At 67.3% G+C, this 23047-nt stretch carries 25 protein-coding genes; 13 read left to right on the top strand and 12 right to left on the bottom strand.

Annotated features, from left to right (window positions below; translation table 11 throughout):
* Nucleotides 1-18 precede the first annotated feature (18 nt).
* From LZ005_RS15080 to LZ005_RS15055, 6 genes are all read right to left on the bottom strand, one after another.
* Nucleotides 19-1032: an SIS domain-containing protein gene (locus LZ005_RS15080; RefSeq protein WP_237809051.1), complete on the bottom strand. Its 1014-nt coding sequence runs from the start codon at nucleotides 1030-1032 to the stop codon at nucleotides 19-21.
* The gene (gene nagA, locus LZ005_RS15075) at nucleotides 1022-2134 is read right to left on the bottom strand and encodes an N-acetylglucosamine-6-phosphate deacetylase (RefSeq protein WP_237808960.1); all 1113 of its coding nucleotides are present in this window, start codon (nucleotides 2132-2134) and stop codon (nucleotides 1022-1024) included. The genes LZ005_RS15080 and nagA overlap by 11 nt, the downstream gene beginning before the upstream one ends.
* Entirely contained in the window at nucleotides 2131-2868 is a 738-nt protein-coding gene (locus tag LZ005_RS15070) for a GntR family transcriptional regulator (protein WP_237808959.1), read from the bottom strand. Before LZ005_RS15070 ends, nagA begins: the two co-directional genes overlap by 4 nt.
* On the bottom strand, nucleotides 2865-3728 hold the full coding sequence (locus tag LZ005_RS15065; protein WP_237808958.1) for a BadF/BadG/BcrA/BcrD ATPase family protein: 864 nt from the start codon (nucleotides 3726-3728) through the stop codon (nucleotides 2865-2867). Before LZ005_RS15065 ends, LZ005_RS15070 begins: the two co-directional genes overlap by 4 nt.
* Before the next feature lie 139 nt (nucleotides 3729-3867).
* Complete coding sequence (locus LZ005_RS15060) at nucleotides 3868-5190, bottom strand: GIN domain-containing protein (protein ID WP_237808957.1); 1323 nt, start codon at nucleotides 5188-5190, stop codon at nucleotides 3868-3870.
* Nucleotides 5191-5365: 175 nt separating this feature from the next.
* Entirely contained in the window at nucleotides 5366-5629 is a 264-nt protein-coding gene (locus tag LZ005_RS15055) for a hypothetical protein (protein ID WP_237808956.1), read from the bottom strand.
* 113 nt (nucleotides 5630-5742) lie between these two features.
* Between LZ005_RS15055 and LZ005_RS15050 the strand changes: the two genes are divergently transcribed.
* From LZ005_RS15050 to LZ005_RS15000, 11 genes are all read left to right on the top strand, one after another.
* Nucleotides 5743-6660, top strand: coding sequence for a LysR family transcriptional regulator (locus LZ005_RS15050; RefSeq protein WP_237808955.1), 918 nt, complete (start codon nucleotides 5743-5745; stop codon nucleotides 6658-6660).
* Between the two features lie 35 nt (nucleotides 6661-6695).
* Complete coding sequence (locus LZ005_RS15045) at nucleotides 6696-6887, top strand: hypothetical protein (RefSeq protein ID WP_237808954.1); 192 nt, start codon at nucleotides 6696-6698, stop codon at nucleotides 6885-6887.
* Between the two features lie 3 nt (nucleotides 6888-6890).
* Nucleotides 6891-7373, top strand: coding sequence for a hypothetical protein (locus LZ005_RS15040; RefSeq protein WP_237808953.1), 483 nt, complete (start codon nucleotides 6891-6893; stop codon nucleotides 7371-7373).
* 4 nt (nucleotides 7374-7377) lie between these two features.
* Entirely contained in the window at nucleotides 7378-8907 is a 1530-nt protein-coding gene (locus LZ005_RS15035; protein ID WP_237808952.1) for an ExeA family protein, read from the top strand.
* 3 nt (nucleotides 8908-8910) lie between these two features.
* On the top strand, nucleotides 8911-9507 hold the full coding sequence (locus LZ005_RS15030; protein ID WP_237808951.1) for a general secretion pathway protein GspB: 597 nt from the start codon (nucleotides 8911-8913) through the stop codon (nucleotides 9505-9507).
* A gap of 1 nt (nucleotide 9508) precedes the next feature.
* A complete protein-coding gene (gene mobB, locus LZ005_RS15025) occupies nucleotides 9509-10036 on the top strand; it encodes a molybdopterin-guanine dinucleotide biosynthesis protein B (RefSeq protein ID WP_237809050.1) in 528 nt (175 codons plus the stop codon).
* Between the two features lie 33 nt (nucleotides 10037-10069).
* On the top strand, nucleotides 10070-10267 hold the full coding sequence (locus LZ005_RS15020) for a YjfB family protein (RefSeq protein WP_237808950.1): 198 nt from the start codon (nucleotides 10070-10072) through the stop codon (nucleotides 10265-10267).
* Nucleotides 10268-10366: 99 nt separating this feature from the next.
* Nucleotides 10367-10558, top strand: a complete 192-nt coding sequence (locus tag LZ005_RS15015) for a hypothetical protein (protein WP_237808949.1) — start codon at nucleotides 10367-10369, stop codon at nucleotides 10556-10558.
* A 142-nt stretch (nucleotides 10559-10700) separates the two neighbouring features.
* Nucleotides 10701-10973 (top strand): DUF2282 domain-containing protein, encoded by a 273-nt coding sequence (locus LZ005_RS15010; RefSeq protein ID WP_237808948.1) that lies wholly within the window; start codon nucleotides 10701-10703, stop codon nucleotides 10971-10973.
* 78 nt (nucleotides 10974-11051) lie between these two features.
* Entirely contained in the window at nucleotides 11052-12725 is a 1674-nt protein-coding gene (locus LZ005_RS15005; RefSeq protein ID WP_237808947.1) for a DUF692 family multinuclear iron-containing protein, read from the top strand.
* Between the two features lie 39 nt (nucleotides 12726-12764).
* A complete protein-coding gene (locus LZ005_RS15000) occupies nucleotides 12765-13229 on the top strand; it encodes a DoxX family protein (protein ID WP_237808946.1) in 465 nt (154 codons plus the stop codon).
* On the opposite strand, the gene LZ005_RS14995 is transcribed toward LZ005_RS15000, so the two are convergent.
* The 3 genes from LZ005_RS14995 to fumC are packed head-to-tail and all read right to left on the bottom strand — an operon-like array spanning nucleotide 13204 to nucleotide 15171.
* Nucleotides 13204-13494 (bottom strand): DUF883 family protein, encoded by a 291-nt coding sequence (locus LZ005_RS14995; protein ID WP_237808945.1) that lies wholly within the window; start codon nucleotides 13492-13494, stop codon nucleotides 13204-13206. The genes LZ005_RS15000 and LZ005_RS14995 overlap by 26 nt on opposite strands.
* A gap of 51 nt (nucleotides 13495-13545) precedes the next feature.
* A complete protein-coding gene (locus LZ005_RS14990) occupies nucleotides 13546-13764 on the bottom strand; it encodes an RNA-binding S4 domain-containing protein (protein ID WP_237808944.1) in 219 nt (72 codons plus the stop codon).
* 33 nt (nucleotides 13765-13797) lie between these two features.
* Nucleotides 13798-15171 carry a class II fumarate hydratase gene (fumC, locus tag LZ005_RS14985; RefSeq protein WP_237808943.1) on the bottom strand — a complete coding sequence of 458 codons (1374 nt, stop codon included), beginning with the start codon at nucleotides 15169-15171 and terminating at the stop codon, nucleotides 13798-13800.
* A gap of 99 nt (nucleotides 15172-15270) precedes the next feature.
* Here fumC and LZ005_RS14980 point away from each other — a divergent pair, with 99 nt between their 5' ends.
* Complete coding sequence (locus LZ005_RS14980; protein ID WP_237808942.1) at nucleotides 15271-16398, top strand: FimV family protein; 1128 nt, start codon at nucleotides 15271-15273, stop codon at nucleotides 16396-16398.
* A gap of 288 nt (nucleotides 16399-16686) precedes the next feature.
* Here LZ005_RS14980 and LZ005_RS14975 read toward each other — a convergent pair whose 3' ends face one another.
* Together LZ005_RS14975 and LZ005_RS14970 are read right to left on the bottom strand one after the other, a co-directional pair.
* On the bottom strand, nucleotides 16687-16965 hold the full coding sequence (locus LZ005_RS14975) for a flagellar protein FliT (RefSeq protein WP_237808941.1): 279 nt from the start codon (nucleotides 16963-16965) through the stop codon (nucleotides 16687-16689).
* A 120-nt stretch (nucleotides 16966-17085) separates the two neighbouring features.
* Nucleotides 17086-17913 carry an HDOD domain-containing protein gene (locus LZ005_RS14970; protein WP_237808940.1) on the bottom strand — a complete coding sequence of 276 codons (828 nt, stop codon included), beginning with the start codon at nucleotides 17911-17913 and terminating at the stop codon, nucleotides 17086-17088.
* 188 nt (nucleotides 17914-18101) lie between these two features.
* On the opposite strand from LZ005_RS14970, the gene LZ005_RS14965 reads away from it, so the two are divergent.
* Nucleotides 18102-20702, top strand: coding sequence for a M1 family metallopeptidase (locus LZ005_RS14965; protein ID WP_237808939.1), 2601 nt, complete (start codon nucleotides 18102-18104; stop codon nucleotides 20700-20702).
* A gap of 131 nt (nucleotides 20703-20833) precedes the next feature.
* Here the strand turns inward: LZ005_RS14965 and LZ005_RS14960 are convergent, their stop codons facing one another.
* Nucleotides 20834-23038, bottom strand: a complete 2205-nt coding sequence (locus LZ005_RS14960) for a S9 family peptidase (protein WP_237808938.1) — start codon at nucleotides 23036-23038, stop codon at nucleotides 20834-20836.
* Nucleotides 23039-23047 lie beyond the last annotated feature (9 nt).

Below are 23047 nucleotides of genomic sequence, written 5' to 3'. Positions count from 1 at the left end.
GGGGTCTGCCTTCGGGGTTTAGCTGGTGCGGGTGACCTTGGACAGGTGGCGCGGCTTGTCCGGGTCCAGGCCGCGCGCCTGCGACAGCTGGGCGGCCATCATGTAGAAGGCCTGGATCGCGACGATCGGATCGAGGTCCGGCGTGGCGGCCACGGGCAGGGTCAGGTCGCGCGTGGCCACATCGTCCGGCGCGGCCAGCAGCACGCGTGCGCCGCGCCCGCGCATTTCCTCGGCCAGGGCGATCAGGCCGGCCTGGGCCGGGCCGCGCGTGGCGAAGATCAGCAGCGGGTAGCCGTCTTCGATCAGGGCCATCGGGCCGTGCTTGATTTCGGCGCCGCTGAAGGCTTCCGCCTGCAGGGCCGAGGTCTCCTTCAGCTTGAGGGCCGCCTCCAGCGCCACCGGGAAGCTGATGCCGCGGCCGACCACCATGATGTTGCGGGCCGGCGCCAGCACCTCGATCGCGGCCGACCAGTCGACGCGCGTGGCGGCCTGCAGGGCCGCGGGCAGGGCGGCCAGGCCTTCGAGCAGCTCGGGATCGTTCTGCCAGTGCGCCACCAGGCGCGCGCCGGCCGTCAGGCTGGTGATGAAGCTCTTGGTGGCGGCCACGCTCTGCTCCTTCCCGGCGTGCAGGGGCATGGCCCATTCGGCCGCGGCGGCCAGCGGCGAGCTGGCGTCGTTGACCAGGGCGACGGTGGTGGCGCCGCCATCGCGGAAGTAGCGGATCGGTTCGACCACGTCGGGGCTCTGGCCCGACTGCGAAATGGCCACCGTCAGGGTGTCGCGCGTGACCAGCGGCGATTTGTACAGGGTGATCAGGGACATCGGCAGCGAGGCGACGATGCGCCCGGTGCGCGCCATGGTCAGGTAGCCGAAGTAGTTGGCGGCGTGGTCCGAGCTGCCGCGCGCCACCGTCAGCGCCGTGTGAAAGCTGGTGCTCCTCAGGGTGCGGCCCAGGTCCGCAAAGCGCTCGCCATCGCAGGCCAGCTGCAGGGCGACACATTGCGCGGCCGCTTCGGCCTCCTTAAGCATCATTGAGCTCACACGCTTCTCCTTCCACATACACTGCCTTGAGTTTCAGATCGCGGTCGAGGACGACCACATCGCCATAACAGCCGGCCTTCAGGCGGCCACGTTCGGTTTCGCCGAGATAGTCGGCGGCATAGGTCGACACGCGGCGCGAGGCGTCGTCGAGCTCCAGCCCGAGGCCGACCAGATTGCGCAGCGCCTGGTCCATCGTCAGGGTGGAGCCGGCCAGGGTGCCGTCGGGCAGACGCACGCCGCCCATGCATTTCTGGACCTTGTGCCGGCCGAGCATGTAGTCGCCGTCGGGCATGCCGGTGGCGGCGGTCGAATCGGTCACGCAGTACAGGTGCGGAATCGCGCGCAGCGCCACCCGGATCGCGCCCGGATGCACGTGCAGCAGATCGGGAATCAGCTCGGCGTACTGGGCGTGGGCGAGGGCGGCGCCGGCCATGCCTGGCTCGCGGTGGTGCAGGCCGGTCATGGCATTGAACAGGTGGGTGAAGCCGTGCGCGCCGCACTGCAGCGCGGCCACGCCGTCCTCGTAGGAGCCGAGCGTATGCCCGATCTGCACGCGGATGCCGGCCTGGGCCAGCTCCTTCACCAGGCTCAGATGGCCGGGCACTTCGGGCGCCACCGTCACCAGGCGTAGCGGCGCGTATTTTTCCAGGTCGCGCACTTCGTGGATGGTGGCGGCGCGCGCGTAGTTCGGCTGGGCGCCCAGCTTGCCGCTGTTGATGTAGGGGCCTTCCAGGTGCACGCCGAGGATGCGCGCCGATTGCGGGCGGCGCGCCTGACAGGCCGCGCCGATGGCCTTGAGTGCGGCCGTGATGTCCTGCGGCGGCGCCGTCATGGTGGTGGCCAGCAGCGAGGTGGTGCCGTGCTTGACGTGCATGGCGGCGATCACGTGCGGGGCCTCGCCGGCCTCCATGATGTCCTTGCCGCCGCCGCCGTGCACGTGCAGGTCGATAAAGCCCGGCAGGATGTAGTCGTCCTGGTTGATGGCCGGGTTGCTGATCGCGCCGCTGATGCTGGCGATGCGTTCGCCGAACGCGATCGTACCGTGCACCCAGCCATCCGGCGTGAGGATATTGCCCTTCAAAGTTTCGCTCATCGGCGCGACTCCGCGACAAAGGTGTAGTAATCGCTGCGGCAGTAGGAATGGGTCAGTTCCACCGCAGCGCCGTTTTCGAGATAGGACACGCGCGTGATGTGCAGCATGGCCGCACCGGGCGCGATGCCAGCCAGGCCCGCCTGGCTGGCGCTGGCGTTGATTGCCTTGATGTGCTGGAGCGCGCGCACCGGCACATGGCCGTGCGCCTCCAGGTAGCCGTACAGCGAGTCCTGCACGCCCTGCGGGTCCGGCATGTAGAGGGCCGGGATGGTCGAGGTTTCGATCGCCATCACCACCTCGTCGGCGGTGCGCAGGCGCTTCAGGCGCGCCACCGGCGCATTCGGCGACAGGCCGAGCGCCAGCACCTCGAACGGGGCGGCCGCGCCCAGCTCGCGCGCCAGCCAGCGGCTGCCGGCCGCGAAGCCGCGCTGGCTCAGTTCTTCGGAAAAGCTGGTCAGGCGCGAGAGCGGCTGCTCGAGCTTGGGCGTGATATAGGTGCCGGAGCCGTGCCGGCGCGTCAGCAGGCCGCGCTCGCACAGGATGGCGATCGCCTTGCGCGCGGTGACGCGCGAGATCGACAGCATCTCGGCCAGCATGCGCTCCGAGGGCAGGGCCGTATTCGGATGCCAGTCGCCGTCGGCGATGCCGCGCGCGAGCTGGTTCGCCAGCTGCACATAGAGCGGCGTCAGACTGGCGGGATCGGGCCGGAAGCCGGCCAGCGGACCGGCGCTCACACGGCCGCCCGGATCATCTGCAGGGCGCCGGCGGCGGCGTCGCCGAGCGGGTCGCGCGCACGCGCGGCCAGGGCCGGCGGCAGATACGGGCGCAGCGGCGCGGCCAGGCCGCCGCACAGGGCCAGCGGCAGGCGCGCGTCGGGGTCGAGCGCGTTGGCCATGCGCTGCACTTCGGCGCCGGCGCGTTCCAGGATGGCGCGCGCGGCCGCGTTGTCGGCGGCGTGGGCCAGCACCAGCGGGGCCAGGCTGGCGTAGGCGGTCTGGTTGGCGCGCGCCAGCCAGGCCTGCACGGCGTCGCGCCCGCCACCGCAGGCGGCATCGAGGGCCTGGGCCAGGGCGCTCGCGGGGCGCCGGCCGTCGAGCACCTGCTGCAGATAATTGATGGCCTGCAGACCGATCCAGGCGCCACTGGCTTCGTCCCCGGCCGGGAAGCCCCAGCCGCCGACTTCGCGCTGGACGCCATCGGGCTGCAGCACCTCGCCCACGCTGCCCGTGCCGAGCGCGATGATGGCGCCGGGCTGGCCACCGTGGGCGCCGAGCAGGGTGGTGTAGGCATCGGTGCTCAGGACCAGGCGTGCGTAGCCGGGATCGGCGGCGCGGAACTGATCGGCCCAGGCGCGGTTGTGCACCCCGGCCAGGCCGAGGCCGATGGCGCGCTCGGCCATGGGGGCGGGCGCCAGACCGGCCGCGCCAAAGGCCTGGCCGATCGCCTGCTCGATGGCCTGCCAGGCGGCGTCGATGCCATGCGCCAAGCCGGACGGGCCGGCCTGGCCCTGGGCCAGCAGGCTGCCGTCAGCGCGGGCCAGACGGACGCGGGTGCCGGTGCCGCCGCCGTCGACGCCGATGAGGTAATGGATCATGTTGATGTGGTCTGCAATTGGTTCCAGTGTGGCTGGCGTCACCAGCCCACGGGTGTGCGTTCTGCACTGTATAGCGTGCAGACCAGTAAGTCAACAGGCATCTAAGTGGTATTAACAGCCGGCGTAGCGGCCGTGGCGCTTACTGCTGATGGCTGCCGCCGCGCTCGACCGTGACGGGGCGCAGCTGGCCCTGGGCCTTCTGGCTGTAGCTGGCGCTGCCGGGGCCGCGCACGCTGACGTCGCTGTGGGCGGCGACCAGATTGCGCCCGTCGAGGTTGCCGGAGCCGCTCAGCTGGGCGTTGAGCTGGTCGACGCTGCCCTCGAGGCGGGTGTCGCCGGCGCCGCCCAGTTTGAGCAGGGCGCGCTTGCCGCTGATGGCTGCCTTCAGTTCGCCCGAGCCGCGCACTTCGGCGTCGAGCGATTCGCTGATGCTGCCCAGGGCGAGGTCGCCGGCGCCGCGGCCGCGCACGCTCATATTGCGCGTCTGCAGAGCGTGGGCGTCGAGGGCGCCCGAGCCGCTCAGCTCGATGCTGGCCTGGACTGCGCTGCCGCTGAGCGAGGCCTCACCCGGCCCGTCCATCAGCAGACGCAGGCTGCCCGCCTGCAGGCCGCGCACGCTCAGGTCGCCCGAGCCGTGCACTTCGCCGTCGAATTTCTTGATGGTGCCGGCCACGCAGGCATTGCCCGGGCCGCGCAGCTGGGTGCTGACCACCTCGGCCGCCAGGGCGCAGGCTTCCAGATCGCCGGAACCGTTGAGCTCGGCCTTGAGTTCGCGCGTGGCGCCGCTCAGGCGCGCATTGCCCGAGCCGCGCTGCTGCAGGCGCAGGCTGTTGGTGCGCAGATTGTCGGCGCGCAGATCGCCCGAACCCTTGATCTCAGCGCTCAGCTCGCCGGTCAGATTGGCCACATACACGTCGCCCGAGCCGTCCATGCGCAGGCCCAGATTGGCGGCGCGCAGATTGTGCAGGTCGAGGTCGCCGCTGCCGCGGTTGTTCACGGTCAGGTCCTTGACGGCGCCGTTGGCGCGCACTTCGCCCGAGCCATCGTTATTCAGGCTGAACTGGTCGGCGCTCACTTGTTCGAGTTCGACGTCGCCGCTGCCGCCGTTGCGCAGACTCTTCAGGCCGGGCGCGCTGACGCGGATGGTGACGGCCTCGCGCGTTTTGCCGAAGCTGAAGTGGAAGCCGATGCGTTTCAGGGGACGGATCACCAGGGTGTCGCCCTGGACCAGGGTTTCGACCTCGTCGAGCTGCTTGCGCTCGCCGCTGAGCTCGAGCGCGGTCTTGCCCGCAGCCTGGGCCTGCACCACCACATGGTAGGGCCCGGACACGTCGATCTGGCGGAAGGCGCCGACCGGGCGATTCTCGTTGACGCGGGTGGTGGCCGGCTCTGCGGCCCAGGCCGCTTGGAGGGAGAGGACGAGGAGGGCGCCGCCGGCGGCGCGCAGGATAGCTTGGCTCATAGGGGCAGGGGGCAAAGTTAGCGACGAGCCTGGAGCTTACGTGCGCAGCCTGGCTCTTGCCGAAAGAATACGACGGAGCGCCGAATTTGCGGAATGAATTGCAGCCGTGGGGGATGAAAACAACAAGGCCCGCCGAAGCGGGCCTTGCGGAACGGTTAGCCGTTCAGGCAGGGGATTACTTGTATTGCTCGAGCTGTTCGGCCAGCGTCGATTTGCGCGTGGCCAGGTAGGCGACGGCTTCGGCGTGGACTTCGGCGCGCGTGCGGCCGCTGTCCTGTTTGATTTCGATGGCCGGGAGAGTCGTGGCGGCGGCCATGCTCACGGCCTGGCTGGCGGCCACGGTTTTCACGGCGGCGGCGGGGGCGGCGGCCGGGGTGTCGGCGGCAAACGCGGTGCTGGCGGCAAGGCTCAGGGCGGCGGCGATCAGTTTGGCATTCATCACATTTCTCCTTCAGCGGATTGGCGATGACTCCAGTGTAGGCTTTGCGGCCTTGGCAAAAAACAGTGCTGGTAGCAATATATAATTGCGAAATTGGGAATAATGGAGGGTATATGGACCGTTTGCAGTCGATGCGGGTGTTTGCCAAGGTGGTCGAGCAGGGCAGTTTCGCCCGCGCCGCCCAAGCGCTCGACCTGTCGAACGCCGTCGTCACCCGGCTGGTGGCCGACCTCGAAGCCCATCTGGGCACGCGCCTGCTGAACCGCACCACGCGCAAGCTCTCGCTGACCGAGACCGGCGAGCATTATCTGGAGCGCGTCCAGCAGATCCTGATCGACATCGAGGACGCCGAGGCCATCGCCGGCCAGTCGGCCGCGCGCCCGAGCGGCACCCTGCGCATCTATTGCCAGCCGGGCTTTGGCCAGAGCCAGCTGGCGGCCATGCTGCCGCGCTATGCCAAGCGCTATCCCGAGGTGCTGCTCGACGTCACCCTGGCCGACCATGCGGTCGACCTGGTGCGCGAGGGCTTCGACATCGGCGTCTTCATCGGCCTGCAAAAGTTCGACGCCACCATGATCGTGCGCAAGCTCGCCTCCTCGAGCATCGTGCTGCTGGCTTCGCCCGATTATGTGGCGCGACGCGGCGCCCCGCGCTCGCCTCAGGATGTGGCCGAGCACGACTGCCTGAATTTCGCCTTCGAGCAGCTGCGCCACGCCTGGAAGATGGAACTGGGCGACAAGCGCATCGAGGTGCCGATCGTCAGCAAGATGGTGTCGAACAATGGGCAGGTGCTGCGCCAGGCGGCCCTGGCCGGCATGGGCATCATGGTGCGGCCCTCGTTTTCGATCGAGGATGACCTCAGCAGCGGGCGCCTGGTGCGCCTGCTCGAAGGCCACCACCTGGGACGGCTCGAGGTGATGCTCGTCTATCCGAGCCGGCGCCTGCTGTCGGCCAAGGTGCGCAGCTTTGTCGAATTCATGGCCCAGTCCTTCCCGGAGCCGGAAGCCGATCCTTGGTTGTCGGCCCTCTGAAATGCCATAATGGGGCCGTCGTCAAGCTTGGAGACATGGCAATGATTCGTTACATGGGGACGCGGAAAACGCCCGACGGCGGGGTCTTGTACGTCTTTATTATCAACGGACAGCAAAAGGAAATCCGGGAAAGTGCGTTAAAGCAGTATCCGGGTTGTTATGACGCCTTGCCGGCCTCGGCCAAGGCGCAGATCGCAGCCAATCGCGCCTGGTTGTCCAAACTGTAATGCATGAAGATTGCGGCCTGTAAGCTCTACCTGTTCGCCGGTCTGACGGCCTTGCTGCTGTCAGGCCCCGGCACGCCGGTGCGGGCCGCACCCACCACGCTCAGCCCCATCCTCGGCAGCGCCCTGCTGTGCCGCGGCGAGATCGACAGCGTGTATTTCATGCAGTACCTGAGCCAGGCTTTCGGTCCGCCCGTGCGTCACGAGGGCGGGGCCTGGTGGTTCAAGGCGGACGGCAATCTGTGGGGGGCGACGATCACCGAGGTGATGGTCAGCGACGACAGCAGCGCCATGGTGTTCGTGGCGGCCGTGGCCGAAACCACGCCCGAAGCCTGGGAGGAGGGCATCCGCGCCGGCGTCGGCGTGGCCTTCCGCAAGATCGAATCGGGCGCCTTCCCGCTGCGCGAAACCCAGGCGGGCACGCGCCTGGCCTACGCGCTGAACAAGGCCAAGCTCTACTGCGCCAAATTCAAGCCACGCCGCGCCTAAGCCCATGTACCAGGCCTATTTCCATCTGCGGCAGCTGCCGTTTTCGATCGCGCCCGATCCGCACTACCTGTACATGAGCGAGCGCCACCGCGAGGCCCTGGCCCATCTGCTGTACGGGGTCGGCAGCGGCGGCGGCTTTGTGCTGCTGACGGGCGAGATCGGCGCCGGCAAGACCACGGTGTGCCGCTGCTTCATCGAGCAGGTGCCGGACAACTGCAAGCTGGCCTATATCTTCAACCCGCGCCTGTCGGTGCCCGAGCTGCTGCAGTCGGTGTGCGAGGAATACGGCATCGCCCAGCCGCCCGAAGGCGCGGGCGTCAAGGCCTATGTCGATGCGATCAATGCCTTCCTGCTCGACTGCCATGCGCGCGGGCTGAACAATGTGCTGATCATCGATGAGGCCCAGAATCTGGCGCCCGAGGTGCTGGAACAGCTGCGCCTGCTGACGAATCTGGAAACCAGCGAGCGCAAGCTGCTGCAGATCATCCTGATCGGCCAGCCCGAGCTGCGCGGCATGCTGGCCCGGCCCGAGCTCGAGCAGCTGGCTCAGCGCGTGATCGCGCGCTACCACCTGGGGCCGCTGTCGGCGGCCGAGACGGCGGCCTATGTCCAGCACCGTCTGGCCGTGGCCGGGATCAGCGGCGCCACGCCCTTGCCGCCGGCCCTGATGCCGCTCGTGCACCGGCTCAGCGGCGGGGTGCCGCGCCGCATCAATCTGCTGTGCGACCGGGCCCTGCTCGGCACCTATGCCGAAAACCGGGCGGCCGCCACGCGCGCCATTGTGCGCAAGGCTGCGGCCGAAGTGTTCGGCAACGAAGGGCGGCCGTCGCGGCGCGCCTGGTGGCTGGCGCCGGCCCTGCTCGGTCTGGCGGCGCTGGCCGCCGCCATCGTCTGGCAGCCGCCGGCCCCGGCCCCGCGCGCGCCGGCCGCGCCGCTGCACAAGCCGGCGCCGGCGCCGCTGCCCCTGTTCGATTCGGCCGAGGCGGCCCAGCGCGAGCTGGCGCGCCTGTGGGGCACCGATGCCGGCCAGCCCTGCACCGATCAGGCCGTGCTGCATTGCATGCAGGCGCGGCTGAGCCTGTTTGAAATCCGCGCGCTCGACCGGCCGGTGCTGCTCGGCATCCGCGAGGGCGAGATCCTGCGCTACGCCGTGCTGACCGGGCTCGACGGCGAGCGTGCCTGGCTGCAGAAGGACGGTCAGCGGGTGCTGGTGCCGCTGGCGCGCTTTGCCGCCCGGCTCGACGGTGAAGTGCTGAGCCTGTGGCGCTCGGCCCCGGCCTTCCGCGATGCCCTGCGTGCGGGCGACAGCGGCGCCGATGTCGACTGGGTGGCGGCGGTCCTGGCCAAGGCCGAGGGCAGGGCGGCGCCCGCGCCCGGTCTCAAGTATGATGCGGCGATGCAGGCGGCCGTGCGCCAGCTCCAGCAGGACGCCGGTCTGAAGGCCGACGGCCGCGTGGGCCCGCGCACCTGGATCCGCCTGAACCAGCTGGCTGGCATCGATGAGCCGCGCCTGCAGGCCTTACCCCGACCCTGAGCCATGTCCTATATTCTTGATGCGCTGAAAAAAGCCCAGGCTGAACGCGAACTGGGCCACACGCCCGGTCTGCACAGTGCCCCGGCTGCCGTTGTGCCGGCCGCAGCCGCTGGCGCGCGCACGCGCCTGTGGCTGGCGCTGGGCGGCGCGGCCGTGCTGATTGCTGGCGCGGCCTGGTGGCTGTGGCGTCCGGCCGCCGCTCCTGCCGCGCCGGCGCTGGCCGGGGCCCCGGCGCCGTCCACCGCGCCAACGCTGGCCGCCCAGCCCGCGCCCTTGCCGGCCGCGCCGGTGGCGCCGGTGGCGTCTATTCCGGTCGCGCGCGCCGCCCAGCCGGTGGCGCCGCCGGCCGTTGCCCGCGCGGCTGACGACGAGAGCCTGCCTCTGCTGCGCCAGCTGCCGGATGCAGTGCAGCGCACGGTGCCGACGGTCAGTTTCGGCGGCTACATCTATTCGCCCGACCCGGCCGAGCGCCTGCTGCTGATCGATAAGACCCTGCGCCACGAAGGGGAGGAGGTCGCCCCCGGCCTGGTGCTGGAAAAGCTGCTGCCCAAGGCGGCCATCATGAATTACCGTGGCACGCGCTACCGCGCGCCTTACTGACATGCTCGAAGAAAAACTGCTTGGCGTGGTCGGCTGGTCCGGCAGCGGCAAAACCACCCTGCTCGAAGTGCTCGTGCGCGATCTTGCCGCGCGCGGCCTGCGTGTCAATGTCGTCAAACACAGCCACCACGACATCGTGCTCGAACCGCCGCACAAGGACAGCGCGCGCCTGCGCACGGCCGGTGCGGCCGAGGTGATGACGGTATCGCCTTACCGCATCGCGCTGGTCGAGGAATTGCGCGGCGAACCGGAACCGCCGCTGCGCGCCTTGCTGGCCCGCCTGCGCCCGGCCGACCTGAACCTGGTCGAGGGCTATAAATGGGAGGCCATGCCCAAGCTCGAGGTCTACCGCCCGGCCGTCGGCCAGCGCCCGCTCTACCCGGACGACCTGCATATCGTGGCCGTGGCCAGCGACAGTCCGGCCCCGGCCGGCCTGCGGCCCGGCCTCGTCTGGCTGGACCTGAATGCCCCCGATAAAGTGCGCGACTGGCTGCTGGCAGCCCTAAAGTTCCCTTCAGACCTGCCGTAAACGGGGTGTTCACCGTTAATCCGGAGTCAGGCCATGGACGTTTCGGGCATTGCCAAATTTGCTAGCACGGTCGCCGATACCGGCACCAAACGCGAAGTCGATTTCGCCGTTCTGCGCAAGGCGCAGGAGGTGGAAACCTCGACCGCGACCCAGTTGATCGACGCCCTGAAAGCGGTGCCGACGCCGAATCTGCCGCCGCATTTGGGCAGCAAGATCAATACCACCGCATAAAAGCGAAAAATTTTGCCGGAGCGCGTCAACATAAACGCGGCTCCCTGCGTTACAGGCAGGCGTCCGTAATTACGGACGTCTAACTTCAAAGGAAACAGCATGAAAAAACTGATCGCCGCCCTCATCGCCGCTTCGTTCGCCATGGGCACCGCGTTCGCGCAGACTCCGGCGCCGGCCGCTGCTCCGTCCGCGGATGCCGCCGCTGCCCCGGCCGCTAAAAAGGCCCACAAAAAGGCCAAGCACCACAAGAAGGCTGCCAAGAAGCACGCCAAGGCCGATAGCGCTGCCTGATCTGGCCGCTTAGCCCCGCAAGAAAACCCGGCCTCAGCCGGGTTTTTTCTTTTTGGCGTGTAAGGAAGTGCGCTCCCGTCCGACTGATGGCGTATCGGCACTGTGCTCGATACCCCATTGATAATCGAAAAGGAGATCTGCCATGAACAAACGTCACGCCCTCATCGCCGCCGCCCTCGCCACCGCCTGTGTCAGCGCTTCCGCCGCCGACAAAATGGCCGACAAGGAAAAGTGCTACGGCATCGCCAAGGCCGGCCAGAACGACTGCGCCACCGGCGACGGCACCCATTCCTGCGCCGGCCAGTCCAAGAAGGACAATGCCCCGAACGAATGGAAGTTCGTGGCCAAGGGCAGCTGCGAGAAAATGGGCGGCAAAATGATGGCCGAGAAAATGAACGTTGGCGAAAAGAAATGATTAGGATGTAAAAAACATGCAATTGGCGGGCGTCAAAGGCTACAATGCTCAGACGCCCGTTCATGTCAATACACGCCGATGGCTCTGCCGCCTGCCGTTCCTGTCTTTCCCGTGCTGCCCGCCCTGGGTGTCGGCGTCGGGCTGCGCGCACCCCATTACCGCGCCTTCCTGGCGGAGAAACAGGCGGCTGACTGGCTCGAAGTTCATACCGAAAATTTTATCGGCCGCGCCGGCTGGGACTGGGAAGTGCTGCGCCGCCTGCGCGCCGACTATGCGCTGTCGCTGCACGGCGTCGGCCTCGGCCTCGGCTCGGCACGCGGCTTTTCGCGCCGCCATCTGGAGCGCGTGCGGGCCCTGGTCGAGGCGATCGAGCCGGCCCTGGTGTCCGAGCACCTGAGCTGGGGCGCGGTGGCCGACCGCCAGCTCAATGACCTGCTGCCGCTGCAGCTCGATCAGGCCGCCCTCGATCTGCTGGCCGAACGTGTCGACCTCGTGCAGGAGACCCTGGGCCGCCCGATTCTGGTGGAGAACGTCTCGACCTATCTGCGCTTTGCCGCCGATGCCATGAGCGAGGCCGAGTTTCTGTCTGCGCTGGCGCGCCGCACGGGCTGCCGGATTCTGCTCGACGTCAACAACCTGTACGTGAATTACCGCAACCACGGCGAGGACCCGATGCGCGCCATCGCCAGCCTGGCGCGCGGCAGCGTCGGCGAGATCCATCTGGCCGGCCATTTGGTCACCGATCTGGCCGTGGTCGACCACCATGGCGACCGCGTGGCCCCGGCTGTGTGGCGCCTGTATGAGGCGGCGCTCGACCGTCTGGGCCAGGTGCCGACCCTGATCGAATGGGATACCGATATTCCCGACTTGTCCGTGCTGCTCGATGAAGCGGCCCAGGCGCGCGCCATCCTGGCGCGCTTTCCGACCGCGCGCGACCCCCATGTGTCGGGCAGTGGTTCCGGTTTCAGCCAGATCGCCGCGAGCGGGCCGCTGGCCGCCCTGCAGCAGGATTTTTCGGCGGCGCTGTTCGACGTCGACGCCACGCCGGCCGTGCTGGTGCAACTCAAGGGCGAGCAGGCGGCCGAGCGGCTGGCCCTCTACCGCGGCAACCTCAGCGCGACCTGGGACAAGGTGCTGAGCGCGGCTTTCCCCGTTGTGCGCGCTCTGGTCGGCGAGGAATTTTTCAGCGCCCTGACGCGCGCCTTCGGCCGCGCCTGTCCGTCCGAGGACCCCGATCTCAACCAGTTCGGCGGCCGCTTCGCCAGCTTTCTGGCGGAATTCGAGCATGTCCGCAGCTTGCCCTATCTGCCCGACATGGCGCGGCTCGAATGGGCGCTGCAGCAGGCCTACTATGCGCCCGACGCCAGCGCCCTGAGCGTGCAGGACTTCGCCGCGCTCGACCCGGTCGAGCTGGAGGCGAGCGGTCTGCGTCTACATCCGGCCTGCAGCCTGCTGCGCTCCGAGTATGCGGTGGTGCCGCTGTGGCTGGCCCACCAGCCCGACAGCGGCCAGGCCTTCCCCGAGGACTGGGGCCGGCCCAGCCAGGCCGTGGTCGCGCGCCCGCACTGGAAGGCCGAGCTGGCCGCGCTGACGCCGGCGGCTTTCCTCGCCCTGCAGGCGCTTGCCGAAGGAAAAACTTTTGGCGCGGCGTTAGATTTGGCTTGCGCCGCCGACCAAGACTTCGATCCCGGCGCCGCGCTGGCGCAGTGGATCACGCTGGGCCTGTTCGTCGGTGTGCATAAGCCGGACTGAACGGCAGGCCTGCCCGTTCAACCCGCTATCCGACAACCTATGCACATCCTTCTGCCCGCGCTGCGCGCGTCCGCGCGCTTTGACGCTCTGATCGCCGACTGGGGCGCTACCCTGATGAGCCTGCTGCTGCGCGCCTATGTGGGCTGGCAGTTCTTCGCCTCCGGCCTGGTCAAACTGCACGACTGGGACGCGACCCTGGCCCTGTTTCGCGAGGAATACCATGTGCCGCTGCTGCCGCCCGCGCTGGCGGCCGTGCTGGGGGCGGGCGGCGAATTGCTGCTGCCGCTGCTGCTGTGGAGTGGCTTGCTGACGCGCCCGGCCGCGCTCGCGCTGTTCGCGGTCAATGCGGTGGCCGTGCTGTCCTATCCGCGCCTGTTTGAATTCGATTGCCCGGCCGCCATCAACCAGCATTTCTACTGGGGCTGGCTGCTGCTGGCCCTGTGCGCGATCGGCCCCGGGCGGCTGGCCCTGGACGCGCTTATTCGTCGGAAAATGCGCGCATGATGCGCGCTTCGCCGCTTGGTTCGGCGTGGCGCCGGCAGGCGTCCTCGGTGGCGGCGATCATGCGCAGCAGGTGGGCATCCTCGATGCGCACCAGTTCATCGGTGGCGTGGGTCAGGGCCTCGGCCAGCTTGCTGCGCGCCCGCGCATAGTCCTCGCTCGTGAATTGCCCCGTGTTCTTGAGCAATTCCTCAGCGTTTTCAATGACTTGACGCAGGTCGCCGATCAGGCGCGCCTGGTCCGGTGGGGTGTTCGGTGGCTGGTCCATGCGGGTCCTCTTTCAAGAGTGTAGCCCAACATTGCCTCAGCGCAAGTACTTTTATGCGCTTTTCACTGAAATGCTCACGTCGCCGAGCGTCACGCGCTGGCCGGCGCGGATCTTGGCCGTCTTGCGCAGCTCCTGCACGCCGTCGACCTTGACCATGCCGCTGGCCACGATCTGCTTGCCGGCGCCGCCGCTGTCGCACAGGCCGGCCAGTTTCAGCAACTGGTTGAGTTCGACGAATTCACCGTCGAGGTCGAATTGGAGTTGCTGCATAGTCGGTCCGATCACAAGAGGGCGCGTAGTCTATCACGGGTGGGTCATGGCGAGCGGATCGATCCACTGCGCATACTGCTCGGCGCTGACATAGCCGAGGGCGAGCGCGGCTTCGCGCAGGCTGCTGCCGTCGCGCTGCGCTTTCTTGGCGATCTCGGCCGCCTTGTCGTAGCCGATATGCGGGGTCAGGGCCGTGACCAGCATCAGCGAGGCGTCGAGCAGCTGCTGGATGCGCGGCAAATTCGGCGTGATGCCGCGCGCGCAATGCAGGTCGAACGAGTCCATGGCATCGGCCAGCAGGCGCGCGCTTTGCAGAAAATTGTGGGCAATCAGGGGCTTGTACACGTTCAGCTCGAAGTTGCCGGCCGCCGCACCCAGGCCGATGGCCACATCATTGGCCAGCACCTGGTAGCACACCATGCTGAGCGCCTCGCACTGGGTGGGATTGACTTTGCCCGGCATGATGGAGCTGCCCGGCTCGTTTTCGGGAATGCTGATTTCGCCCAGGCCCGAGCGCGGACCCGAGGCCATCCAGCGCACATCATTGGCCAGCTTGTTGAGGGCCGTAGCCAGGGTCTTGAGGGCGCCGTGGGCCGCCACCAGCGGCTCGTGCCCGGCCAGGGCGGCGAATTTATTGTCGGCCGTGACGAAGGGCAGGCCGGTGTCGCGCGCCAGTTCGGCCGCGATGCGCGGGCCGAATTCGGGATGCGCGTTGAGCCCGGTACCGACGGCGGTGCCGCCCGCCGCCAGGGCCAGCAGCGGGGCGGTGGCGCCGGCGATGGCCGTGCGCGCCAGATGCAGCTGGGCCGCCAGCCCCGAAAAGGCCTGACCCAGGGTCAGCGGGGTGGCATCCTGCAGGTGGGTACGGCCGATTTTGACGACTTCGGCAAAGGCCTCGGCCAGCGCGCCCAGGGTCGCGTGCAGGCGGTCGAGCGCGGGCAGCACGCTGCGGTCGAGCGCCAGCGCGGCGGCCACGTGCATGGCAGTGGGGAAGATGTCGTTCGAGGATTGGCCGTGGTTGACCTCGTCATTCGGATGCAGCAGGCGGCCCGGGCCGATGTCCCCGCCGAGCAGCTGGGAGGCGCGGTTGGCCAGCACCTCGTTCATGTTCATATTGGTCTGGGTGCCCGAGCCGGTCTGCCAGACCGAGAGCGGAAATTCGTACGCATGCAGGCCGGCCAGGACTTCGTCGGCGGCGATGATGATGGCCTGGGCCTTGGCCGGCGCCAGTTCGCCCAGGTCGCGGTTGACCACGGCCGCCGCGCGCTTGACGCGGGCCAGGGCGGCAATCAGTTCCGGCGCCATGCGTTCGCTGGAAATCTTGAAGAATTCGAGCGAACGCTGGGTCTGGGCGCCCCACAGGCGCTCGCCGGGCACGGCGATCGGGCCGAAGCTGTCGCGTTCCATTCTGCTATCCGAAGACATGATTTGCCGCTCCGATTAAAGACTTCAGGGTTTATGATCGTTAATAACGCCAAGGCCCGATAACACAATGATTGGTATTTCTTGAAAGCTTTATCTTACATCCACACGCTGCGCACTGCTGGCGCGGCGCTCGTGCTGGCGCTGGCCGCCGCCGCGGCGCATGCGGCCGAGCTCGGCGAGCCCGTGGTGAAATCCTACATCGGCCAGCCAATCATTGCTGACATCGAACTGCTGCAGCCGACCGAAGAGGACCTGAACAGCCTGAACGTGCGCCTGGCGCGCCAGGACGTGTACCGCGGCGCCAACGTCGCCATGGACCCGGTGCTCTCCTATGTGCATATGTCTGTGATGCGGCGCGACGGCAAAATGTTCCTGCATGTGACCTCGGTGCGCCCGGTCCAGTCGAATTACCTGCATCTGTATCTGGAGCTGAGCAATAGCCGCCAGCAGATCGTGCGCCTGGCGACCCTGTGGTTCGACCAGGACCCGCGGCCGCCGGCGCCGGTCACACCGCCCGAGCCGGCCGCCGCGCTGACCGAGGAACCGCCGCCGTCGCCGGCCCTGCAGGCCGCCATCGAGCGCGCGCGCCGCCAGGTCAGCTATCCGAAACCGGCGCCCGAGCCGAGTGGCGCCTGCGGGCGCAGTGCACGCACCTGCGCCATCCTCGCTACCCGCAACGCCGAATTGAATGCCCAGCTGGCGGCGCTGGAGAGCAAGGTCAAGACCCTGCAGGCCGGTCTGGGCGCCAGCGCGAGCGCCAGCGCGAGCGCCAGCGCCAAGGCCAGTGCCAGCGCGGCCGCCGCCGAGCACGAGGCAGCCGATTCGGCCTCGGCCCACGGCGACGCGTCCGCGTCCGCGTCCGCCCATGCCGAGGCCGCACCGCCGCCAGTCCATGAGGAGGCCAGCGCCAGCGCCGCGCACCCTGCCGCCGCCTCGGCCAAGGCCAGCAAGAACGGCAAGGCCGAGAAGAAAGGTCCGCAGACCGACTGGGTCATGCTGGGCAGCATAGGCGGCGCGGTGCTGGCCCTCGCTGGCGGGGGCTGGTTCATGCTGAGCCGCAAAAAAGCCAAGAAGGGCAAGAAAGACGCTGCACCGAAAGAGGGCAAGCCGGGTCTGATGGCTAAAGTTTTCGGCCGCCTGCGTCGTAAAGAAAGCAAGGGCGCCGCACCGGCACCCGAGCAACATGAAGAGCCGAGCCTGGAAAGCTGATGTATACACAAGCTGCCAAAATCGGCTATACTGAAGTTGTGAGATTTTTAAAATCTCGCACAAAGACGGGGCAGGACCTCGCGCAGTCACCAGAGATAGTGTGACGCGCAAGCAGGTAGTCGTTGATGAAACGCCTGTCCCGGAAGCGGTCTGACGCACAACAGCGTGCGAGGACGCCGGATGCAACCGGCAAGAGGCGACAGCCGGGAGATGCCCGGCGTTCGCTCTCTAAACAAAAAGCGCCTCTCGGGGCGCTTTTTCCTTTTCTGCTTGTGTTTTTTCCGGGGCTTAGTGGGTCATGATGCCAGCGAGCTGGCCTTGCCACGGTTCGGTCACGTCGCGCACGGCGCGGTCGTTGGCCATGATTTGCTTGAGCAGTTCGATCTTGCGCTGACGGGCGTCGCCGCTCAGGGCAGGGACGCCGCTGGCGATGGCGCGGGTTTCGCTGGCCACGTCGGCTTCCAGGCGGCCCAGGCTGTCCATATCGCCGGCACGTGCAGCCACGGCCATCTTGGCAGTGATGCCAGCAATATTTTCGTACATCGCGAGGACTTCGTTCGAGGTCATATCGGCCGCCTTTGTCTCTGGGTGGATTACTGCTTATCCCCTCTTTACGGCAGCCGATTCCGGAACTTTAGGGTTTTTTGAAAAAAAATTTAAAAATTTTTCGCCGCCCCGAGATTGTGGTCATTTCACCAACTCTTCGAGGCCCGCCGCCAGCTCGGCCGGTGGCGGCATCTCGTCCAGCAGGGCCGCTTCGCTCAGGCCGAGGGCGCCGGCCACGGCGCTCGGGAACTGGGCCAGCATGTCCTCGCGGCTGGCATGCGCCTCGTCGCAGCGGGCGCGCCAGGCGGCCAGGTGGATGAGGGCGGCCATGCGGTCGATCCCGCTCTCGCCCTGAGGCGCGGGGAAGGCGCGGATCGTGCTGGCGAACACAGGCGGGAACTTCCAGCGGTTGGCCAGTTCGGCGCCGACATCGGCAAAGGTGTAGCCGAAGGCCGCCTGTTCGGCGTCGAAACGGCCATGGCTGAGGGGCAGGGCGGTTTTGTCGAGCTGCATGGCCTGCTCGGGCATGGCCGCGTGCATGACCAGCTGGCCGATCGCATGCATCATGCCGATGGTGAAGGCCAGGTCCATGTTTTCTTTGCAGGTCTTGGCCAGCCATTTGGCGCCGACGGCCGAGTGCAGGCTGTAGCGCCAGAAAGTTTTCAGGTCCATGCCCGGCACCGTCTTGAAGCCGGTGACCAGGCCCGAACTGATGACCAGGGTGCGCACCGTGACAAAGCCCAGCATCATCACCGCATCATCGACCGTGCCAATCGAGCGCGACACATGGTAGTAGGCCGAATTGGCCAGGCGCAGCAGCTTGGCGCTGAGCACGGGGTCGGTCGCGAGCTTCTTGGCGATTTCCTGGGTCGTCACGCCGGCATTGTCGAAGCTGGCGATCAGCTCCTCGACCACCTTGGGCGCGGTCGGCAGGGCATGCGGGTTCTGGAACAGGGCTTCGAGTTTCATGCACGTCTCCATCGTTCGGCAGATGGGTGGCACTATAAATCCAAACCCCGGGCCTGGGCCAAGAATTTCAGCTTTCCCACCGGCTGGGGCGCGATTTGTGCAGTCTGTCGCAAAATCGGCCGCGCTGGCCCGGCTTGGGCTTACAGTGCAGGCTGGGAGAAAACCTGCGTTTTATTGACAAGACCACCATGCGCCTGACCACGACTGTCCTGGCCGCCAGCATCGCGCTGGCCTGTGCCGCCCATGCCGAAAGCCCATTCTCTTTCGCCAACACCCCCGGCAAGCTGCCCAAGCAGCTGGTGCCGCAGCAATACGCCGTCCACCTGACGCCGGATGTGGCCAACCGCCGCTTCCTCGGCGCCGAAACGGTCGAGATCGACGTGCTGAGCCCGGTGCGCGAGATCGTTCTCAATGCCGACCAGCTCGAGATCGACAGCGCCAGCCTGGCGGGCAAGGGCCTGTCGCTGGTGCTCAAGCCCGAGCTCGACAAGGACAAGCAGCTGCTGCGCTTCGCCCTCGACAAGGAGCTGGCGCCGGGCCGCTACAGCCTGTCGATCAAATGGCGCGGCCAGATCACCGAGGACGGGCGCGGCCTGTTCCGCCTGAGCTACCCGGGCGGCAAGCCGATGATCGCCACCAATCTCGAGCCGAGCGACGCGCGCCGCATCCTGCCCAGCTGGGACGAACCGGCCTTCCGCGCGCGCTTCAAGCTGACCGTCGACGTGCCGGCCAATCTGCGCGCCGTGGCGAATATGCCGATCGAAAAGCAGGAAAAGCTCGATGCCAACACCCAGCGCATCCGCTTCGCCACCACGCCCAAGATGCCGTCCTACCTGTTCGTGCTGGCCGTGGGCGAGCTCGAGCGCAGTACCACCCAGCAGGACGGGGTCGAGATCGGCGTCGTCACCACCCCGGGCAAGCAGGCCCAGGCGGCTTTCGCCCTGAACAGCTCGCGCGATCTGCTGCGCTACTACAACAACTACTTCGGCCAGAACTACCCGCTGCCCAAGCTCGACCATATCGCGATCCCGGGCGGTTTCCCCGGCGCCATGGAGAACTGGGGCGGCATCATCTATAACGAAGCGTCCATCCTGTACGATCCGGCGCGCAGCCCCGAGCGCGTCAAGCGCACCTCCTTCCAGGTGGTGGCGCACGAGACCGCTCACCAGTGGTTCGGCAATCTGGTGACCATGGCCTGGTGGGACAATCTGTGGCTGAACGAAGGTTTTGCATCCTGGATGGGCACCAAGGCCAGCGAGCACTTCCATCCCGAATGGCGTCCCTGGCTGGATGCCACGGCCGAGCGCGAAAGCGTGATGAACCAAGATGCGCGCAAGACCACCCACCCGATCCAGTCGCCGGTGAACAACGAGGCCGAGGCGGCCGATGCGTTCGACAGCATCACCTACGGCAAAGGCCAGGCCTTCCTGCGCATGCTGGAGAACTATCTGGGCGAGGAAGCCTTCCGGCGCGGCATGCGCACCTATATGGCCCGCCACCAGTATTCGAACACCACCACGGCCGACCTGTGGGCCGCGCTCGAGCAGGCCTCCGGCAAGCCGGTCGAAAAGCTCGCGTCGGCCTGGACCACCCAGCCCGGCTTCCCGCTGCTGACGGTCAGCCAGCGCTGCGAGCAGGGCAAGCGCGTGCTCAGTTTCAGCCAGGAGATGTTCCGCGTCGACGGCAGTGCGCCCGCGCCCCTGGTCTGGCCGGTGCCGGTGGCGGTCGGCACCATCAACGGGCGCAGCCAGCCCTATCTGCTGAACGACGCCAAGGGCAGCCTCGTGCTGCCCAGCTGCGAAGGCAGCCTCGTGCTCGATCCCTGGGCCGTCGGCTACTACCGCGTGCAGTACGACGCAGCCAGCTTCGCCGCCCTGATCCAGGAGCTGCCCAAGCTGCCCGACCCGGCGCGCCTGAAACTGCTGACCGACAGCTGGGCCCTGGTCATGGCCGACCGCAGCCAGCTCGGCAGTTACCTCGATCTGGCTGCGCGCTACGGCCAGGAGCCGCGCCTCGCGATCTGGGACGTGCTGAGCGCCAATTTCAGCACCCTCAACAGCCTGAGCCAGGGCACGCCCGAGAACGCCAAGGTGCGCGCCGCCATGATCAAGCTGATCAAGCCCCGCTTCGACCAGCTCGGCTGGGATGAAAAGCCCGGCGAGACGGTGGAAGAGCGCGAACTGCGCGCCCTGCTGGCGATGGCCCTGGCCGATGCCGGCGATGCCGCCACGATTGCCGAAGCCCAGCGCCGCTTCAGCGCCTTCCGGGCCAAGCCCAGCAGTGTGCCCACCTCGCTGCTCGATTTCGTCGTGCAGGTGGCCGGCCGCCATGCCGACGCCGCCACCTACGAGGCCCTGCACCAGCTCGCTTTCGCCAGCACCAGCACCGAAGAGCGCAACCGCTATTTCGGCGCGATGGCTGCCGCGCGCGACCCCGCGCTGGCCGAGCGCAGCCTGGCGCTGCTGCTGCGCGAGGACGTCTCGGCGACCGTCAAGCTACGCCTGTTACCGGCGATCGCGCGTGCCCAGCACCTCGACCAGGCCTGGGCCTACGCCACCGCGCACAAAGACGAGCTGATGAAGTTTGTCGACGCCGTCAATGCGCCGCGCCTGTTCCCGAGCGTGCTGGCTGGCGCCAGCGACAGCGCCCGAGCCGACCAGCTCGACGCCTGGACCCAGTCCCAGCTGCCGCCCGAGGCCCAGACCGAGTCCAAGCGCGTGGCCGCCGCGATCCGCGTGCGCGCCCAGCTCAAAGCCAAGCTCCTCCCCCAAATCCGCACCGCCCTATAACTGAACGGGGTCAGGTCCGGCAATCGGACATCCGAGAACTAAAAAGCCCACAGAATGTCGTCCTCTCAGAACGACAATTCGTGGGCTTTTTAGTTCTCGGATGTCCGATTGCCGGACCTGACCCCGTGTAGTTACTGGAGGTTTTTCTTGAAGAACTCGGCGATCAGGCCGTACACATGGCGCTGGTTGGCGCGGCCGGAGATGCCGTGCTTGGCGCCGGGGTAGGTCATCAGATCGAAGTGGATGTTGCGCGCGACCAGGGCGTCGATCAGCTTGGTCGTGTTCGTGAACAGGACGTTGTCGTCAGCCATGCCGTGCACCAGCAGCAGCTTCGACTTCAATCCGTCCAGATGGCCGAATACGCCGCTGCGCTGGTAGGCCTCGGGCACGCTCTTCGGGGTGCCGCCGACGAATTGCTCGGTGTAGTGGGTGTCGTACAGGCTCCAGTCGGTCACCGGTGCCACCGAGGCGCCAATCGCGATCTTGTCGGAGGCGCCGGCCAGCAGGCGCAGCGTCATGAAGCCGCCATAGCTCCAGCCGAACACGCCGACGCGCTTGGCGTCGACCCAGGGCTGCTGCGCCAGCCACTCGATGCCGCTCACCTGGTCTTCCACTTCGGCCTTGCCGAGGTTCTGGTAGATCACGTCGGTGAAGGCGCGCTCGCGCCGATGTGAACCGCGGTTGTCGAGGCGGAACACGACGAAGCCTTGCTGGGCCATGTATTGGTCGAACAGATTGCCCCATGCGCGCTTGACGTGCTGCGAGTGCGGCCCGCCATAGGTCGACAGGAACACCGGGTAGCGCCGCGCCGGATCGAAATGCGCGGGCTTGATCAGCGAGTAGTACAGGGTCTGGCCATCCTTGGCCTTCATGCTGCCGAACTCGGTCGGCAGGTGGTCGCTCAGGTATTTGCCATACGGATGATTGGGGCCGACCTCATTGTGCTCGAGCCATTCGATCAGGCTGCCATCGGGCTTGCGGATGCTGACCTGGGGCGGCAGGCTGGGGTTTGAATAGGTGTCGACGAACAGGGCGCCATTCGGGGCAAACGTGGCTTCGTGCCAGCCGTCCTCGCGCGTGATGCGCTGCGGCTGATCGGCCTGGCTGCCGTCGAGGGCCAGCGCATACACCTGCTTGTCGACCACATTGTCGCGGTTGGAGGCGACGATCACACGCCCGCCTTTTTCGTCCACGGCGAGGATATTGTCGATCCCCCAGTCGCCCTTGGAAACGGCATGCAGCAGCTTGCCGTTGAGGTCGTACAGATACAGGTGATTGCGCCCGCTGCGCTCGGACGCCCACAGGAAGGCCTGGCGCTGCTTGAGGAAGCGCAGGTCTTCGTGGATGCTGACCCAGGTCGGCGAGGTTTCGCTCAGCAGGGTCTGCTGGGCCAGGCTGTCGACGTCGACGGCCACCAGGTCGAGCCGCTTCTGGTCGCGGCTCTGGCGCTGGTAGACCAGGCGTTTGGCGCCCGGCATCCAGTCGGCGCGCACCAGGTAGATGTCCTGCTCGGGACCGAGGTCGATGGTCTTCTGCTCGCCGGTCGCGGGCGAGACGATCTTCAGGCTGATCTGCACATTCGGGTCGCCGGCGGCCGGATAGCGCTGCTCGATCACGTCGGTGCGGTTGGCGTAGATTTCGAAGCGGCGCGCCACCGGCACCTTGGCTTCGTCATAGCGCTTGAAGGCGATGGCCGAATCGTCGGGCGCCCACCAGTAGCCGGTGCGCTGGCCCATTTCCTCCTGGGCGATGAACTCGGCCTCGCCATTGTGGACGGTGCCCTTGCCGTCGCTGGTCAGCTGACGCGTGACGCCGCTGGCCAGGTCGATCACGAACAGGTTCTGGTCCTTGATGTAGGAGACGTATTTGCCCTTGGGCGAAATCTTGGCGTCGCCCACGGCGCCGCTGGCGATCTTGCGCGCGGCCTCGGGCTTGACGATCTCGACCAGGTACAGGTCGCCGGCGATCGGCACCAGCAGCTGCTTGCCGTCGGGCGACCAGGTGTAGCTGAGAATGCCGGACAGCGCGGCCGTGCGCTCACGTTCGCGGCGCGCCTTTTCTTCGGGCGACAGGTTTTCCTGCGGCACCAGCTGCTTGGAGTCGACCAGGCGCTGCAGGCGCTTGGTCTGCATATTGAATTCCCACAGATCCTGCTGGAACTGGTTGTCGGGGCGGCCGCGCAGGAAGCTCACGCGGTTGCCGTCCGGCGAGACTTTCATGCTGCGCACGCCGGGGCCGGACAGGGCCGGGTCGGCGTAGAGGCGGTCGAGGGTCAGTTGTTCCGCGCTGGCCGATAAGCCAGTCAATGCGGTGAGCAAGCAGAATAAGCGTCGCATGGTGTGGTG

Origin of the sequence: Massilia sp. TS11 (assembly GCF_022012445.1) — a bacterium.
In the GTDB taxonomy this organism is placed as follows: Bacteria; Pseudomonadota; Gammaproteobacteria; order Burkholderiales; family Burkholderiaceae_D; genus Telluria.
The sequence above is the reverse complement of the archived record's forward strand: the minus strand, read 5'-3'. Positions and strand labels throughout refer to the sequence as shown.